This window comes from Streptomyces aurantiogriseus (genome assembly GCF_014649375.1).
In the GTDB taxonomy this organism is placed as follows: domain Bacteria; phylum Actinomycetota; class Actinomycetes; order Streptomycetales; family Streptomycetaceae; genus Streptomyces; species Streptomyces aurantiogriseus.
The window spans coordinates 83,296-99,102 of sequence record NZ_BMSX01000029.1 but is presented as its reverse complement, the minus strand read 5'-3'; the positions used below and the strand labels follow the sequence as shown (position 1 = coordinate 99,102).

Genomic DNA, 15,807 nt, shown 5'->3' with positions numbered 1-15,807 from the left:
GCCGACGGACGGGGGCAGACAGTGACGGTCCAGTACGACTATGGTCACTGGCCGGTGACCCTGCTCACCTGCGCCACCTTCACCGTTATGAGAATGGGATGATGTCGTTTATGAAGGGACGAGTCCTTGTCGTCGACGACGACACCGCACTGGCCGAGATGCTCGGCATTGTGCTGCGTGGTGAAGGTTTTGAGCCGTCTTTCGTAGCCGACGGCGACAAGGCGCTGGCCGCTTTCCGTGAGACCAAACCCGACCTGGTGCTGCTGGACCTGATGCTGCCCGGGCGGGACGGTATCGAGGTGTGCCGTCTGATCAGGGCGGAGTCCGGGGTGCCGATCGTGATGCTCACGGCCAAGAGCGACACCGTCGATGTCGTCGTGGGGCTGGAGTCGGGCGCCGACGACTACATCGTGAAGCCGTTCAAGCCGAAGGAACTGGTGGCCCGCATCCGGGCGCGACTGCGGAGGTCGGAGGAGCCCGCGCCGGAGCAGCTCGCCATCGGTGACCTCGTCATCGACGTGGCCGGTCACTCCGTGAAGCGGGACGGGCAGTCGATCGCGCTGACACCGCTGGAGTTCGACCTGCTGGTCGCGCTGGCGCGCAAGCCGTGGCAGGTGTTCACGCGCGAGGTGCTGCTGGAACAGGTGTGGGGCTACCGGCACGCGGCCGACACCCGTCTGGTCAACGTGCACGTACAGCGGCTGCGGTCCAAGGTCGAGAAGGACCCGGAGCGGCCGGAGATCGTGGTGACGGTTCGTGGCGTCGGATACAAGGCAGGGCCCAGCTGACATGTCGGGAGACAGTGCCGCTTCGGCGCCCGGCCGGTCCGGGGCCGGCGCGGGGCGGCCTGTCGGCCGGAAGTCGGCGGGTTCGCGCCTCGGGCACCTTTTCGACGGCGGGTTGCTGCACGGCGGAATCCACAACAGCCCCGTCCTGAGGTTGCTGCTGCGCTGGGTGCGCCGGCCGCTGCTGCCCCTCATGCGGCTGTGGCGGCGCAACATCCAGCTCAAGGTCGTCGCGACGACCCTGCTGATGTCGCTGGGCGTCGTCCTGCTGCTGGGCTTCGTCGTCATCGGACAGGTGCGCAACGGGCTGCTCGACGCCAAGGTCAAGGCCTCCCAGAGCCAGGCCACCGGCGGATTCGCCGTCGCCCAGCAGAAAGCCGACGAGGCGGCCGGCGCGGCCGCCGGCGACGGGACCACGGTGGACGGCGGCTCCTCGCAGAACGTCATCCAATGGATGAGCGAGCTCGTGTCGTCGCTCTCCAGCGGCGGCCAGGGCGCCTTCGACGTCGTGACCCTGCCCCCCGGCGGCGGGCGCGGCCCGCGCGCCTCCGGCGACGTCAACCCCGACAAGAGCATCCCCCAAGCCCTGCGCACCCGTGTCAACACCAACACCGGCGCCGCTCAGAGCTACACCCGCATCGTCTACTTCAAGGACAAGGAGTCCCAGCCGGCCCTCGTCATCGGCAAGCAGGTCAACGACCCCAACGACGACCCCTACGAGCTGTACTACCTCTTCCCGCTCACCCAGGAGGAGAAGTCCCTCAGCCTGGTCAAGGGCACCCTCGCGACCGCCGGGCTCTTCGTCGTCGTACTCCTCGGAGCCATCGCGTGGCTCGTGGTGCGGCAGGTCGTCACGCCCGTGCGGATGGCCGCCGGGATCGCCGAGCGGCTGTCCGCCGGACGCCTGCAGGAACGGATGAAGGTCACCGGCGAGGACGACATCGCGCGGCTCGGCGAGGCCTTCAACAAGATGGCGCAGAACCTCCAGCTGAAGATCAACCAGCTGGAGGACCTGTCCCGGATGCAGCGACGGTTCGTGTCCGACGTGTCACACGAACTGCGGACACCGCTGACGACCGTCCGCATGGCCGCCGACGTCATCCACGAGGCACGCGAGGACTTCGACCCGGTGACCGCACGGTCGGCGGAACTACTCGCCGACCAGCTCGACCGCTTCGAATCGCTGCTCGCCGACCTGCTGGAGATCAGCCGCTTCGACGCCGGAGCCGCCGCCCTCGAGGCCGAACCGATCGACCTGCGGGAGGTCGTGCGCCGCGTCGTCAGCGGGGCCGCGCCGCTCGCCGAGCGCAAGGGCACGACCATACGTGTCCTCGGCGACCAGCAGCCCGTGGTCGCCGAGGCCGACGCACGCCGGGTGGAACGCGTCCTGCGCAACCTCGTCGTCAACGCCGTCGAGCACGGCGAAGGCAAGGACGTCATCGTCAAACTCGCCGCGGCCGGCGGCGCGGTCGCCGTCGCGGTACGCGACTACGGCGTCGGACTCAAACCGGGCGAGGCCACCCGCGTGTTCAGCCGCTTCTGGCGGGCCGACCCGGCACGCGCGCGTACCACGGGCGGCACCGGACTGGGGCTGTCCATCGCCCTGGAGGACGCGCGGCTGCACGGCGGCTGGCTCCAGGCCTGGGGCGAACCGGGCGGCGGCTCACAGTTCCGGCTGACCCTGCCCAGGACGGCCGACGAACCGCTACGGGGTTCGCCGATACCCCTGGAACCCAAGGACTCACGCCGCAACCGCGGACTCAACGACGCCGGCCTACCGCGCGGAGGAGGCGAGAAGAGCGCCACCGTGCCGGTGCAGCCCGCCCGGGAACAGCGGGCCCCGCTCACGCCCCGGCTGGCCACCGTCGCCCCCACGGCCGACCCCACGGCGCTGCCCGGCAACGGCGCACGCGTCGTGCCCCGGCCCTCCTCCGGCGCACGCCCGCAGGACGACCCGCCCGCCACAAGGACGGCACGCGGCGAGATACCGGACCGGACGACGGACACGGGATCCGACGGCCCGGACGAGCAAGGGGAGGCATTTCGTGGGCGCTGACCGCCCGAGGAGCCACCGGCGCACGCCGGGGCGCACGGCGGCGTACGCCGCCTGCGGCGTCGTACTGCTGGCAGGATGCGCCTCCATGCCCGACAGCGGGGATCTGCGGGGCGTCGAGTCCACCACGCGCCAGGACACTCAGGTGCGGGTGTTCGCGATGCCGCCCCGGGACGACGCACTGCCCTCCGAGATCGTCCAGGGCTTCCTCGAAGCGCTGACCAGCGACGACCCGCGCTACTCGACGGCGCGGCAGTACCTGACCACCCGCGCCGCCCAGAGATGGGAGCCGGAGCGGTCCACCACGGTCCTCGCCGACGGGCCGGTCACCGCTCCCGGCCGGTCCGGCGGCCGGGAGGAGGGCGACGACCTCACCTTCACCCTGACCGGCACGAAGGTCGCCACCGTCGACACCCAGCAGTCGTACGCGCCGGCCTCCGGCAACTACAGCCAGACCGTGCACCTCACCCGCGACAAGAAGACCGCACAGTGGCGCATCGACGCGCTGCCCCAAGGCGTCGTCATGGGCAAGTCGGACTTCCAGCGCAACTACATGTCCGTCAACAAGTACTACTTCGCCTCCGACACCACCTCCGCCGGCTCCGGGCAGCCCATGGCCGTCGCCGACCCCGTCTACGTGCGTGAACGCGTCGACCCCATGACCCAGATGGTGCGCTCCCTGCTCAACGGACCCACCAGCTGGCTGCGGCCCGTCGTCAGATCCAGCTTCCCCACCGGCACGGCGCTGACCAAGGGCGTCACCTCGCTCACCCCCGACGACCAGAACAAGCTCACCGTGCCGCTCAACGACAAAGCGGCACGCATCGGCCACGGCAAGTGCGACGAAATGGCCGCCCAGCTGCTGTTCACGCTGCAGAGCCTCACCCCGACAGTCGACGAGATCGAGCTGCGAGCGGGCGGCAGACAACTGTGCGTCCTCAGCGACGACCGGTCCACGGCCGTGGCCGAACGCGGCGCGGAGATGAGCCCCGACCACCTGTACTTCATCGACGGCCGCCACCGGCTCGTCCGGATGACCAACAGCGGCGGCAACAGCGCCAGCCCCGAACCCGTACCGGGAGCGCTCGGCGACGGCAGCAAGGCACTGCGCTCCGTGGCCGTGGCCCGTGACGAGAACAGCGCCGCCGGAGTCGCCCTCGACGGCAAGGCCCTCTACGTCACCTCGACCGTCACGAGCGGCGCCCTCCCCCAACCGGTCCTGCAGAGCAAGGGCCAGACCGAGGCCGACCGGCTCACCACACCCAGCTGGGACGCCCAGGGCGACCTGTGGATCGCCGACCGCGACCCTGCCGCGCCTCGGCTGCTCCTTCTGGAGAAGGGCGGCGGCCAGCCCCTGGAAGTCCGCACCCCGGGGCTGGACGGGCGGATCAACGCCGTACGGGTGGCCGCCGACGGCGTACGGATCGCGCTCGTCGTGGACAAGGGCGGCAAGCAGTCCCTGCTCATCGGACGGATCGAACGGGACAAGAGCGCAGAACGGCCCACCGTCTCCGTCCAGGAACTGCGCTCCGCGACCCCTGACCTGGAGCGGGTCACGGCCGTGTCCTGGGCCGGGGACAGCCGGCTCGTCGTCGTCGGCCGCGAGGCCGGCGGAGTCGAGCAGGTGCAGTACGTGCAGTGCGACGGCTCCATCCCCGAGACGGGAACTCTGCCCGGCCTCACCGAGGTGACCAGCATCGCCGCCTCCGAGGACAGCGAAGCCCCGCTCTTCGCAACCTCCAAGGACGGGCTGCTGTGGCTGCCCGGGGGGAGCGGGTGGCGGACGTTGAAGGAGGCCGCCTCGGTCGCGTTCTACCCGGGGTGACCTGCCTCTTCTGCCGCGTTGATCTGCTCGTTCTCGGGGGCTGACCTGCTCGTTCTCCGGGGCTGACCTGCCTCCTGCCGGAGTCGCCGAGTTATCCACAGGCAGTTTTCCACAGGGGTGGCCGGTCACTGCCCGTGCGGGCACAGTGGTCGGCGTGGAAGGCGTTCGGCGGTGGTGGCAGGAGCTCACCGGCCTGGTGCTGCCGGCCGAGTGCGGAGGCTGCGGACGGGCCCGTACGGTGCTCTGCCCCGCGTGCCGCGCCGCGCTCGGCGGGACCGCGCCTCGCCGGGTGCGGCCGCTGCCCGAGCCGCCCGGGCTGCCCGCCGTGCACGCGGCGGCCCGGTACGCGGACGAGGTACGGGCCGTGCTGCTGGCCCACAAGGAACGCGGGGCGCTGGCGCTGGCGCGACCGTTGGGGGCGGCGTTGGCGGGGGCAGTGTGGGTGGGGCTGGGGTGGGGGGAGGGGGAGGGGCCCCCACCCCCCGGACACGTACTTCTCGTCCCCGTACCCTCCGCCCCCCAAGCCGTCCGAGCCCGCGGCCACGATCCCGCCCGTCGTATCGCTCTCGCGGCCGCCGGTGAGTTGCGCAGGGCGGGGGCGTCGGTGCGGGTGGCCGCGGTGTTGCGGCAGCGGCGGGTGGTGGCCGATCAGTCGGGGCTCAACTCCCGGCAGCGGCTGGAGAACCTGGTGGGCGCGCTGACGGTGGTGCCCGGGGGCGCGCGGGTGCTGTGCGGCGGTTCGGTGGTACTCGTCGACGACCTCGTCACGACGGGTGCGTCTCTCGCGGAGGCGGCGCGGGCCGTGCGGGCGGCGGTGGCGGCCGAGTGGCGGGCGGCCGGTGATGTCATGTGGACGGAACGTGATGAAGGCGCGGCGGCTGTGTACGGGGGCGTCACTCGGGAAGGCAGAGGGGTACGTCGATCCGGAGCGCGGGAGGGAGGTGCGGGCCGGGTGCCGGCCGGGCCGGTGGGCGTGGCTGCCGGCGGTGACGTGGTGTGCGCGGCCGTCGTCGCAGCGCCGCCGGACTCTTTCGAAATAAACCGGAACTGAGGGGGATCTTGAGTCGTTGCAGGTAATGAGAAGGCCATTTCACCTGAACGGAGGTACGCCGCAGTAGAGGGTGACGACATCCGTCCGGGCGAGATATGTTCGGTTGTGAGGGAAAGCCGCAGGCCACACCTCTCAATTCCGAATGCCGTGCTGCGGTTTTCGGCAATCACCCGCAGCACCTGGGTGGAGATCTTGTCCATGGGGGAGGAGGAGGTGGAAGTCACCGAGTCCGAGGTTCCGGTGCTCACCGGAACCTGGTGCAAAAGGGAGATGCTCCGCCGCTGATGCGGAGCGATCCGGGAACGGAGTTCTGCGTGGACATCGTCGTCAAGGGCCGCAAGACCGAGGTGCCCGAGCGGTTCCGCAAGCACGTGGCCGAGAAGCTGAAGCTGGAGAAGATCCAGAAGCTCGATGGCAAGGTGATCAGCCTCGACGTCGAGGTGTCCAAGGAGCCCAACCCCCGACAGGCCGACCGGAGCGACCGAGTGGAGATCACGCTCCGCTCGCGTGGTCCGGTGATCCGGGCGGAGGCAGCGGCCAGCGACCCGTACGCGGCACTCGACATGGCGGCGGAGAAGCTGGACGCCCAGCTGCGCAAGCAGCACGACAAGCGTTACACGCGACGCGGCGCACGCCGACTTACGGCAGCGGAGGTCCCCGACCACGTCCCGGGCGTCGCGACACTCAACGGCAACGGCCACGCCGTCCCGGCCGAGGAGTCGGACAGCGTGCCCACCAAGAGGATCGGCTCGCTGGAGGTGCAGGGCGACGGTCCCCTCGTGGTGCGCGAGAAGACCCACGTCGCCGCCCCGATGACCCTTGACCAGGCCCTCTACGAGATGGAACTGGTCGGGCACGACTTCTACCTCTTCGTCGACTCCGAGACGAAGGAACCCAGCGTCGTCTACCGGCGGCACGCCTACGACTACGGCGTGATCCATCTCAGGACGGACACGATGGTCACACACGCGCACTCGCCCGAGGCGGGCGGCGCGCTGGGCGGCTGACCCGACCCGGCCCGTGGCAGCTCGGCAGGTGCCCCTGGAGCGCTTGTGCGCCCCCAGGGGCATCCGTGTGCGACCCCTTCGCGCACCGCTCTGTCACCGCGTTGCCGTCCGGGCATGGAATCATGGCGAGCAACGGCTCAATCGGTGGGCCGTTGCCTTGCGTTGGCGATGGCACAGGACCACGGCCGCAGCCTTCAGGGGGAGGAACGATGGCGGACAGCTTCGGACCGTTGCATGACGGGGATGCCGACGACGGCGTCGTCGGCATGGGCCCGGATGCGGGCACTCCCCGCAAGGAGCCGATCAGAGTCCTTGTGGTGGACGACCACGCCTTGTTCCGTCGCGGACTGGAAATCGTGCTCGCGGCCGAGGAGGACATCCAGGTCGTGGGTGAGGCGGGCGACGGTGCCGAGGCCGTGGAAAAGGCGGCCGATCTGCTGCCGGACATCGTGCTGATGGATGTACGGATGCCCAAGCGCGGTGGGATCGAGGCGTGCACGTCCATCAAGGAGGTGGCTCCGAGCGCGAAGATCATCATGTTGACGATCAGTGATGAGGAAGCCGATCTCTATGAGGCGATCAAGGCGGGTGCGACGGGATATCTCCTGAAGGAGATCTCCACGGACGAGGTCGCGACGGCCATTCGCGCGGTGGCCGACGGGCAGTCGCAGATCAGTCCGTCCATGGCGTCGAAACTGCTCACCGAGTTCAAGTCGATGATCCAGCGAACCGACGAGCGCCGGCTCGTTCCGGCGCCGCGGTTGACGGACCGTGAGCTGGAAGTGCTCAAGCTTGTCGCGACGGGGATGAACAATCGGGACATCGCCAAGGAGCTGTTCATCTCCGAGAACACCGTGAAGAACCATGTGCGCAACATCCTGGAGAAGTTGCAGCTGCACTCCAGGATGGAGGCGGTGGTGTACGCGATGCGGGAGAAGATCCTCGAGATCCGGTAGTTCCGGTGGCCCAGCGGCCCAGCGGCCCAGCGGCCCAGCGGCCCAGCGGCCCCAGTGGCCTGGTGCCGGTCAGGCGAGGGTGCGGGCGAGTTCCGTCGTGAGAGGTTCGCGCAGTTCCGGGGCGTCCACGCGTTCGACGCGTACGTCCGTGCAGTCGACCCAGGTAGCCGCCTCGATGAGGGCCTGTGCCACCGCCGGGACGGCCTTCGCGTTGTCCAGGGTGACCTGTTTGGCGACGAGGGTGCGGCCCTCGCGGGCGGGGTCGACGCGGGCGACGAGTCGTCCGCCGGCCAGCACCGGCATGGCGAAGTAGCCGTGGACCCGCTTCGGTTTGGGGACGTACGCCTCCAGGCGGTGGGTGAAGCCGAAGATGCGCTCGGTGCGGGCCCGTTCCCAGACGAGGGAGTCGAAGGGGGACAGGAGTGTGGTGCGGTGGCGGCCGCGGGGCGCTGTCTCCAGGGCGGCCGGGTCGGCCCAGGCCGGCTTGCCCCAGCCTTCGACGGTGACGGGGACCAGGCCCGAGTCGGCGATCACCGCGTCGACCTGTTCGCCCTTGAGGCGGTGGTAGTCGGCTATGTCCGCGCGGGTGCCGACGCCGAGGGACTGGCCGGCCAGGCGGACCAGGCGGCGCAGGCATTCGGTGTCGTCCAGTTCGTCGTGCAGGAGGTCGGCGGGGACGGCGCGTTCGGCGAGGTCGTAGACGCGTTTCCAGCCGCGGCGTTCGACGCAGACCACCTCGCCGTACATCAGGGCGCGCTCCACGGCGACCTTGGTGCCGGACCAGTCCCACCATTCGCTGGTCTTCTTCGCGCCGCCCAACTCGGTGGCGGTGAGGGGGCCTTCGGTGCGGAGTTGCTTGATGACCTGGTCGTAGGTGCCGTCGGGGAGGGGGTGGTTCCAGTGGGGGCGGTTGCGGTAGGCGCGGCGGCGGAAGGCGAAGTGGGGCCATTCCTCGATGGGGAGGATGCAGGCGGCGTGGGACCAGTACTCGAAGGCGTGGGTGTCTTTCCAGTAGGCGTTCTCGATGGTCTTGCGGCCTATGGCGCCCAGGCGGGCGTAGGCGATGAGTTCGTGGGAGCGGGCGAGGACGGAGATGGTGTCGAGTTGGACGGCGCCGAGGTGGCGCAGGACGCCGCGGACGCCGGCTCTGCGGTTGGGGGCGCCGAGGAAGCCTTGTGCCCGTAGGGCGATGCGGCGGGCTTCGTCTGCGGAGAGCTGTGCGGGGCGCGGGGTCGTCATGGTCCGCACGATAGGGGGTGGGGCTGACAGTGGGCTCCGGGTCTCGTCCTCGAACTCCACCGGAGGGGGTGGCCCGGGCGGGCTGATCTCATCGTGCCTCGCTCACGCGCCGGCCGGGCCCGCCGGTGCCGGCAGGTACGGGGCCGCTGAGGGCAGGCCCAGGTCTGAGGGGAGGAGGGAGGCCACCCAGCAGTCTCGGCGTACGCCCTTGTTGTTGATCGCGGAGCGCAGCGTGCCTTCCAGGGTGAAGCCGGCGTTCTGTGCCACGGCGAGGGAGGCGGTGTTGCCTACTTCGGCGCGCCATTCGACGCGGTCGACGGCGAGGTCGGTGAAGGCCCAGCGGGAGGCGGTGAGGGTGGCCTCGGTGGTGTAGCCGTGGCCGCGGTGTTCCTTGGTGGCCCAGAAGCCGACCTCGGCGGTGCCCAGGGAGCGCATCGTGAGGCTGAGCACGCCGGTGAGGGTGTGGTCGGGGAGGAACACGCCGAAGGTGAACATCGAGCCGTTGGCCCAGCCTTCCGGGGCCAGTTGTTCGGTGAAGTTGCGGGCGTGTTCGGGGAGGTAGGGGGAGGGGATGGTGGTCCAGCGCTGGATGTCGGGGTCCTGGGCGGCGGCGTGGACCGCGTCGGTGTCGTGCGGGCCGACCGGGCGCAGGACGAGGCGGTCGGTGGTGAGGGTGACGGGCTGCATCGGCTGATTCTGTGCGGGGGCGTCGCGCGGGCGCCATGTTTTCGCGGTGTGTGAGCGGGTGATCACACTTCGCGCAATTCGTTTGCCGGATCCGGCACCATCCGCGCGGCCCGGCCGTTGTCCTCTGTGAAGAAGGAAATTCCAAGCCGTGCGCGGCTGAGTGCGGTCCTCGTCGTGCCAGGCCTCCCGGCGTGGTGGTGTCCTCGCATACGATGGCCGTTGCTCAGTAAGTCAAATGGAAACCGACCGTCCCAGGCCCGACCGGCAAGGAGACCAACCCCCGTGTCCGTCCTCTCGAAGATCATGCGTGCAGGCGAAGGCAAGATCCTGCGCAAGCTGCACCGCATCGCGGACCAGGTCAACTCCATCGAAGAGGACTTCGTCGACCTCTCCGACGCCGAGCTGCGGGCCCTCACCGATGAGTACAAGCAGCGGTACGCCGATGGTGAGAGCCTCGACGACCTGCTTCCGGAGGCGTTCGCCACGGTGCGTGAGGCGGCCAAGCGCGTCCTCGGCCAGCGGCACTACGACGTCCAGATCATGGGCGGCGCGGCGCTCCACCTCGGCTACGTGGCCGAGATGAAGACCGGTGAGGGCAAGACGCTCGTCGGCACGCTGCCCGCATATCTGAACGCGCTGTCCGGCAAGGGCGTCCACCTGATCACGGTCAACGACTACCTGGCCGAGCGCGACTCCGAGATGATGGGCCGCGTCCACAGGTTCCTTGGCCTGAATGTCGGCTGCATCCTCGCCAACATGACGCCGGCCCAGCGACGCGAGCAGTATGCGTGCGACATCACGTACGGCACGAACAACGAGTTCGGCTTCGACTACCTGCGCGACAACATGGCGTGGTCCAAGGACGAACTCGTCCAGCGCGGCCACAACTTCGCCATCGTCGACGAGGTCGACTCCATCCTCGTCGACGAGGCCCGTACGCCGCTGATCATCTCCGGTCCGGCCGACCAGGCCACCAAGTGGTACGGCGACTTCGCCAAGCTGGTCACGCGCCTGAAGAAGGGCGAGGCGGGCAACCCCCTCAAGGGCCTCGAGGAGACCGGCGACTACGACGTCGACGAGAAGAAGCGCACGGTCGCCATCCACGAGGCCGGTGTCTCCAAGGTCGAGGACTGGCTGGGCATCGACAACCTGTACGAGTCGGTGAACACGCCGCTGGTGGGCTACCTGAACAACGCCATCAAGGCGAAGGAGCTCTTCAAGAAGGACAAGGACTACGTCGTCATCGACGGCGAGGTCATGATCGTCGACGAGCACACGGGCCGTATCCTCGCCGGCCGTCGTTACAACGAGGGCATGCACCAGGCGATCGAGGCGAAGGAAGGGGTGGACATCAAGGACGAGAACCAGACGCTCGCCACGATCACCCTTCAGAACTTCTTCCGCCTCTACAAGCGCCAGGACCACGACGGCAAGGAAGTCCCCGGCCTGTCCGGCATGACCGGTACGGCGATGACCGAGGCCGCCGAGTTCCACCAGATCTACAAGCTCGGTGTGGTGCCGATCCCGACGAACAAGCCGATGATCCGTAAGGACCAGTCGGACCTGATCTACCGCACCGAGGTCGCGAAGTTCGAGGCGGTCGTCGACGACATCGCCGAGAAGCACGAGAAGGGTCAGCCGATCCTCGTCGGCACGACGTCGGTCGAGAAGTCCGAGTACCTGTCGCAGCAGCTCAGCAAGCGGGGCATCCAGCACGAGGTGCTGAACGCCAAGCACCACGAGCGTGAGGCGCAGATCGTCGCCCAGGCCGGCCGCAAGGGCGCGGTGACCGTGGCCACGAACATGGCGGGTCGTGGTACGGACATCAAGCTCGGCGGCAACCCTGAGGACCTCGCCGAGGCGGAGCTGCGTCAGCGCGGCCTCGACCCGGAGGAGCACATCGAGGAGTGGGCGCACGCCCTGCCTGCCGCCCTGGAGAAGGCCGAGCAGGCCGTCAAGGCGGAGAAGGAAGAGGTCGAGGAGCTCGGCGGCCTGTACGTGCTGGGTACCGAGCGGCACGAGTCGCGTCGTATCGACAACCAGCTGCGTGGTCGTTCCGGCCGTCAGGGCGACCCGGGCGAGTCGCGGTTCTATCTGTCCCTCGGTGACGATCTGATGCGGCTGTTCAAGGCGCAGATGGTCGAGCGTGTGATGTCCATGGCGAACGTGCCGGACGATGTGCCGATCGAGAACAAGATGGTCACGCGCGCGATCGCGTCCGCCCAGTCGCAGGTCGAGCAGCAGAACTTCGAGACGCGTAAGAACGTCCTGAAGTACGACGAGGTCCTCAACCGTCAGCGTGAGGTCATCTACGGTGAGCGGCGCCGTGTCCTGGAGGGCGAGGACCTGCAGGAGCAGATCCAGCACTTCATGGACGACACGATCGACGCGTACGTCGCCGCCGAGACCGCCGAGGGCTTCGCGGAGGACTGGGACCTGGACCGTCTGTGGGGGGCGTTCAAGCAGCTCTACCCGGTGAAGATCACCGTCGACGAGCTGGAGGAGGCGGCCGGTGACCGGGCCGGTCTGACGGCTGAGTTCATCGCCGAGTCCATCAAGGACGACATCCACGAGCAGTACGAGGCGCGTGAGGCGCAGCTCGGCTCCGAGATCATGCGTGAGCTGGAGCGGCGGGTCGTGCTGTCGGTGCTGGACCGCAAGTGGCGTGAGCACCTCTACGAGATGGACTACCTCCAGGAGGGCATCGGTCTGCGCGCGATGGCGCAGAAGGACCCGCTGGTGGAGTACCAGCGTGAGGGCTTCGACATGTTCACCGCGATGATGGACGGCATCAAGGAGGAGTCCGTCGGCTACCTGTTCAACCTGGAGGTCCAGGTCGAGCAGCAGGTCGAGGAGGTCCCGGTCGAGGCCGCCGCGTCGCCGGTCGACATGGAGAAGCAGGACGCGGTGCCGGCGCAGGCGGGCGGGCGTCCGGAGATCCGTGCCAAGGGGCTGGACGTTCCGCAGCGGCGGAACCTGCACTTCTCGGCGCCGACCGTGGACGGTGAGGGCGGCACCATCGAGGGGGACTTCGTCGGCGACGACGAGCCGGTTCGTTCCGAGGCCGACGGTCTCACGCGCGCGGAGCGGCGCAAGCAGGCGAAGGCCGGGCGGCGTCGTAAGAAGTAGCCGCAGGCAGCGGCAGAAGTAAGGGTCTGCAGGGCTTGAGGGCCGGGTCACCTGAGGGTGGCCCGGCCCTTCGGTGTTGCCGGGTCAGTCGTCGGTGGTCCGGGGCCTGCGGGGGCCGCCGAGTTCGACGGCCGTGCAGCGCCAGCGGCGGTCGGGGCCGCGTTCCAGGCGGAAGGCCATCGCGCGCAGGCGGTCGCCGGCGCCGATGCGGGCGAAGGCCTCGATCGCGCCGGGGCGGGGGACGTAGTAGCCGATGTCGCGGACGACCGGGCGGGTGCCGTGGGCGGTGCGCAGGGGGCCGCGTTCGGCGAGGTGCGCGAGGTCGTCGTAGGCGCGGCCGACGGTGTGGCGGAGCATGGAGTGGACGGGGCGTTGGCCGCTGAGGACGGCGAGGAGGCGGTCGGCGAAGAGGTCGGTGGGGCGGGGCTGGGGCTGCGGGGGCTGGGCGAGGGGGCTGCGTGGGGTGGGGGCGGGGTCGGGCGTGCGGGGCGGTGAGGGGAGGGCGGGGACGGTCGTGGGGCGGTTGTCGGTGGGGCGGGTGCGGGAGGAGTTGCCGGGTGAACCCGGTGGGCGGCCGCCGGTGGGTGTCGTGCGGGAGCTGCCGCCCGGGGTGCGGGGTGGGGCGCCGGCGGGGCGGCGGGTGTCGCGGCGGCCCGGTGGGCGGGTGCCGTGGGTGTGCTGGGCCCTCGTCATGACCTTGTTCATGGGTGTCCCCGTTCGCTGGGCCCGGTCGGCGTCTCTACCGGGCGGTAACTTGCGGTGCTGATCTTGTACGGGGACGCGGTCCGTGACGGCAAGGAAGCGGACGGTCGCGGTGGCGGTCCGGCGGGATTCACCTATCAGGGTGGTCGGCGGCGGGAAAAGCGCGGGAAGGCGGGGTGCGCGGGGTGAGTTCCGAGGCCTGGGGCTGACGCTTTCCGGGGTGCGGGCGGGGACCCGAAAGGGGACTCCCGCACGTATCCTGAAGCCCTCCGGGAGGCGCGGGACCCTGCCCTCCCCGGGGCACCGAACGGAGCCTCCGATCAGGAAAGAGCGGCCCACCATGCGCGTCTACGTCCCCCTGACCCTCCCCGGTCTCGCCGAGGTGCACAAAACGGGGGAGCTGGGGTCCGGGCCGCTCGTCGCGTACGCCGTCACGCCCGCCCTGCGCGAGTGGTACCTCTCCGACGACATCGAGGAACTGGAGTACGCCGCCCTCAGCCGGGCCGCGCTCGCCTCGCTGCGGCTGCTGGCGGCCGACCCCGGTGCGCCGCGCCGGCGGGTCGTGGTCGCCGTCGACGTACCCGACGGCGCGGCCGCGGCCGACCCCGACCGGGGGCTCGACCCCGCGGCGCTCGGCGAGGTGCGGGTCGCCCGGGCCGTACCGCTGGCCAAGGCCGCGGCGGTGCATGTCGACGCCGGTGACGCGGAGGCGGACGTGGCCGCCGCGGCCGAGGCGCTCGCGGCGGCGGACGCCGGGGACGACGACGCGCAGTTCGTGGTGGACGGCGCCGAGGACCATGAGCTGCTGTGGTTCGCCACGCAGGAGATCCCCAACCTGGTGGGGTCCGGGGACTGAGGCCGTCGCCGGCGACACCGGGGCCGATGCGCCGGCGTTCTCTTGATTGTCAGTGGCGGCGGGTACGTTTGCGGGCATGGGGAAGTCAGCGGCGCACATCGTCTGGGACTGGAACGGGACGCTGTTCCACGACAACGACGCGATCATCGGGGCGACGAACGCGGCGTTCGCCGAGTTGGGGCTGGAGCCGATCACCTTGGAGCGGTATCGGGCGCTGTACTGCGTGCCGGTGCCGAAGTTCTACGAGCGGCTGATGGGCAGACTGCCCACGGACGCCGAGTGGGAGATCATGGACGAGGTCTTCCACCGGTACTACGCCGAGCACCGGGTGCGGTGCGGGCTCACCGAAGGGGCGGCCGAGCTGCTCGCCGGGTGGCGGTCGGCGGGACGCAGTCAGTCCCTGCTGAGCATGTACGTGCACGAGGAGCTGGTCCCGCTGGTGCGCGGCTTCGGGATCGAGCCGCACTTCGTACGGGTCGACGGGCGGACCGGGCCGTCCGGGGGGAGCAAGGCGGAGCACATGGTGCGCCACCTCCGGGAGCTGGCCGAGGTCGACGCGGAGCGCACGGTGGTGATCGGGGACGCCGCCGACGACGCGGTCGCGGCGCTGCACGTGGGGGCGCGGGCGGTGCTGTACACCGGCGGTTCGCACAGCCGGGCCAGCCTCGAGGAGGTGGGGGTGCCGGTGGTGGACACGCTGGAGGAGGCCGTCGAGGTGGCGGAGTGGGCAGCCGCGTGAAAGGGTGCGGCGCCCCTGGAGGCGCCGCACCGACAGTGGTTGCGGGGTGGGTCAGGTCGCCGGTGCCTTCGCGCGCAGGACCGTGAGGAACTCACGCATCCAGGCCGGGTGGTCCGGCCAGGCGCGGGAGGAGACCAGGGTGCCGTCGACGACCGCCTCGCTGTCCTGGAAGGTGGCGCCGGCGGTCTGCATGTCCAGCTCCAGCGCCGGGTACGCCGTGACGCGGCGGCCGCGGAGGCTGTCGGTCGCGGCGGTGAGGAGGGGGCCGTGGCAGATCTGCGCGACCGGCTTGTCCGCGTCGAAGAACGACTTGAGGATCTTGCGCAGTTCGGGGTCGTTGCGAAGGTACTCGGGGGCGCGGCCGCCGGGGATGACCACGGCGGCGTACTCGCCGGGGTCGACCTCGGAGAAGGCGAGGTCGGCGGGCCAGGTGTAGCCGGGTTTCTCGGTGTAGGTGTCGAAGCCGGGCTCGAAGTCGTGGACGACGAACCGGAGCTGTTTACGGGTGGGGGCCGCGATGTGGACGTCGTAGCCCTCCTCGCGGAGGCGCTGATAGGGGTAGAGGACCTCCAGGGACTCCGCTGCGTCGCCGGTGACGATGAGGATTTTCGCGGTCATGTCGGGCGGCTCCTCTCGGGCGGGCGCTCTTCATGGCAACGTGCCTCTTGGGGGCGGCCTTGCCAAGAGGTGCGGTGCTTTCAGGGTGCCTCCGGGGCGGGGCTCGCGGCGACTTTTCGAAAGGGTCCCTTCACACAGCGCCCCCGCTCCCGCCCCTGTG

The 15,807-nt window shown here is 70.0% G+C and carries 13 protein-coding genes; 9 read left to right on the top strand and 4 right to left on the bottom strand.

Features of this window, described 5'->3' with window-relative positions:
* Positions 1-98: 98 nt before the first annotated feature.
* The 6 genes from mtrA to IE263_RS41180 all read left to right on the top strand — a co-directional run bounded on the left by mtrA (position 99) and on the right by IE263_RS41180 (position 7,677).
* Positions 99-788 (top strand): two-component system response regulator MtrA, encoded by a 690-nt coding sequence (mtrA, locus tag IE263_RS41205; protein WP_015659998.1) that lies wholly within the window; start codon positions 99-101, stop codon positions 786-788.
* 1 nt (position 789) lies between these two features.
* Positions 790-2,841, top strand: coding sequence for an MtrAB system histidine kinase MtrB (mtrB, locus tag IE263_RS41200; RefSeq protein WP_189943234.1), 2,052 nt, complete (start codon positions 790-792; stop codon positions 2,839-2,841).
* Positions 2,831-4,663 carry an LpqB family beta-propeller domain-containing protein gene (locus IE263_RS41195; RefSeq protein WP_189943233.1) on the top strand — a complete coding sequence of 611 codons (1,833 nt, stop codon included), beginning with the start codon at positions 2,831-2,833 and terminating at the stop codon, positions 4,661-4,663. Before mtrB ends, IE263_RS41195 begins: the two co-directional genes overlap by 11 nt.
* 154 nt (positions 4,664-4,817) lie before the next feature.
* A complete protein-coding gene (locus IE263_RS41190) occupies positions 4,818-5,714 on the top strand; it encodes a ComF family protein (RefSeq protein WP_189943232.1) in 897 nt (298 codons plus the stop codon).
* Positions 5,715-6,028: 314 nt separating this feature from the next.
* The gene (hpf, locus tag IE263_RS41185; protein ID WP_229911450.1) at positions 6,029-6,721 is read left to right on the top strand and encodes a ribosome hibernation-promoting factor, HPF/YfiA family; all 693 of its coding nucleotides are present in this window, start codon (positions 6,029-6,031) and stop codon (positions 6,719-6,721) included.
* A 209-nt stretch (positions 6,722-6,930) separates the two neighbouring features.
* A complete protein-coding gene (locus IE263_RS41180; protein ID WP_189943231.1) occupies positions 6,931-7,677 on the top strand; it encodes a response regulator in 747 nt (248 codons plus the stop codon).
* A 69-nt stretch (positions 7,678-7,746) separates the two neighbouring features.
* Here IE263_RS41180 and IE263_RS41175 read toward each other — a convergent pair whose 3' ends face one another.
* The gene (locus tag IE263_RS41175) at positions 7,747-8,916 is read right to left on the bottom strand and encodes a winged helix-turn-helix domain-containing protein (protein ID WP_189943230.1); all 1,170 of its coding nucleotides are present in this window, start codon (positions 8,914-8,916) and stop codon (positions 7,747-7,749) included.
* Between the two features lie 102 nt (positions 8,917-9,018).
* Complete coding sequence (locus IE263_RS41170) at positions 9,019-9,603, bottom strand: GNAT family N-acetyltransferase (RefSeq protein WP_189943229.1); 585 nt, start codon at positions 9,601-9,603, stop codon at positions 9,019-9,021.
* A 282-nt stretch (positions 9,604-9,885) separates the two neighbouring features.
* Here IE263_RS41170 and secA point away from each other — a divergent pair, with 282 nt between their 5' ends.
* Positions 9,886-12,732 carry a preprotein translocase subunit SecA gene (secA, locus tag IE263_RS41165; protein ID WP_189943228.1) on the top strand — a complete coding sequence of 949 codons (2,847 nt, stop codon included), beginning with the start codon at positions 9,886-9,888 and terminating at the stop codon, positions 12,730-12,732.
* 84 nt (positions 12,733-12,816) lie between these two features.
* On the opposite strand, the gene IE263_RS41160 is transcribed toward secA, so the two are convergent.
* The gene (locus IE263_RS41160) at positions 12,817-13,437 is read right to left on the bottom strand and encodes an Rv3235 family protein (protein ID WP_189943227.1); all 621 of its coding nucleotides are present in this window, start codon (positions 13,435-13,437) and stop codon (positions 12,817-12,819) included.
* Positions 13,438-13,774: 337 nt separating this feature from the next.
* On the opposite strand from IE263_RS41160, the gene IE263_RS41155 reads away from it, so the two are divergent.
* On the top strand, positions 13,775-14,290 hold the full coding sequence (locus IE263_RS41155) for a DUF6912 family protein (protein ID WP_189943226.1): 516 nt from the start codon (positions 13,775-13,777) through the stop codon (positions 14,288-14,290).
* Between the two features lie 76 nt (positions 14,291-14,366).
* Complete coding sequence (locus IE263_RS41150) at positions 14,367-15,029, top strand: HAD family hydrolase (protein WP_189943225.1); 663 nt, start codon at positions 14,367-14,369, stop codon at positions 15,027-15,029.
* Between the two features lie 51 nt (positions 15,030-15,080).
* Here the strand turns inward: IE263_RS41150 and IE263_RS41145 are convergent, their stop codons facing one another.
* A complete protein-coding gene (locus tag IE263_RS41145; RefSeq protein WP_189943224.1) occupies positions 15,081-15,647 on the bottom strand; it encodes a DJ-1/PfpI family protein in 567 nt (188 codons plus the stop codon).
* Between the last annotated feature and the right edge of the window lie 160 nt (positions 15,648-15,807).

Bases quoted from the DNA above. Each gene is read 5' to 3' on its own strand.
- IE263_RS41155 (WP_189943226.1), top strand. From the start codon at position 13,775: ATGCGCGTCTACGTCCCCCTGACCCTCCCCGGTCTCGCCGAGGTGCAC.
- mtrA (WP_015659998.1), top strand. From the start codon at position 99: ATGATGTCGTTTATGAAGGGACGAGTCCTTGTCGTCGACGACGACACC.
- IE263_RS41145 (WP_189943224.1), bottom strand. From the start codon at position 15,647: ATGACCGCGAAAATCCTCATCGTCACCGGCGACGCAGCGGAGTCCCTG.
- IE263_RS41160 (WP_189943227.1), bottom strand. From the start codon at position 13,437: ATGAACAAGGTCATGACGAGGGCCCAGCACACCCACGGCACCCGCCCA.
- IE263_RS41180 (WP_189943231.1), top strand. From the start codon at position 6,931: ATGGCGGACAGCTTCGGACCGTTGCATGACGGGGATGCCGACGACGGC.
- IE263_RS41175 (WP_189943230.1), bottom strand. From the start codon at position 8,916: ATGACGACCCCGCGCCCCGCACAGCTCTCCGCAGACGAAGCCCGCCGC.
- mtrB (WP_189943234.1), top strand. From the start codon at position 790: ATGTCGGGAGACAGTGCCGCTTCGGCGCCCGGCCGGTCCGGGGCCGGC.
- IE263_RS41150 (WP_189943225.1), top strand. From the start codon at position 14,367: ATGGGGAAGTCAGCGGCGCACATCGTCTGGGACTGGAACGGGACGCTG.
- IE263_RS41170 (WP_189943229.1), bottom strand. From the start codon at position 9,603: ATGCAGCCCGTCACCCTCACCACCGACCGCCTCGTCCTGCGCCCGGTC.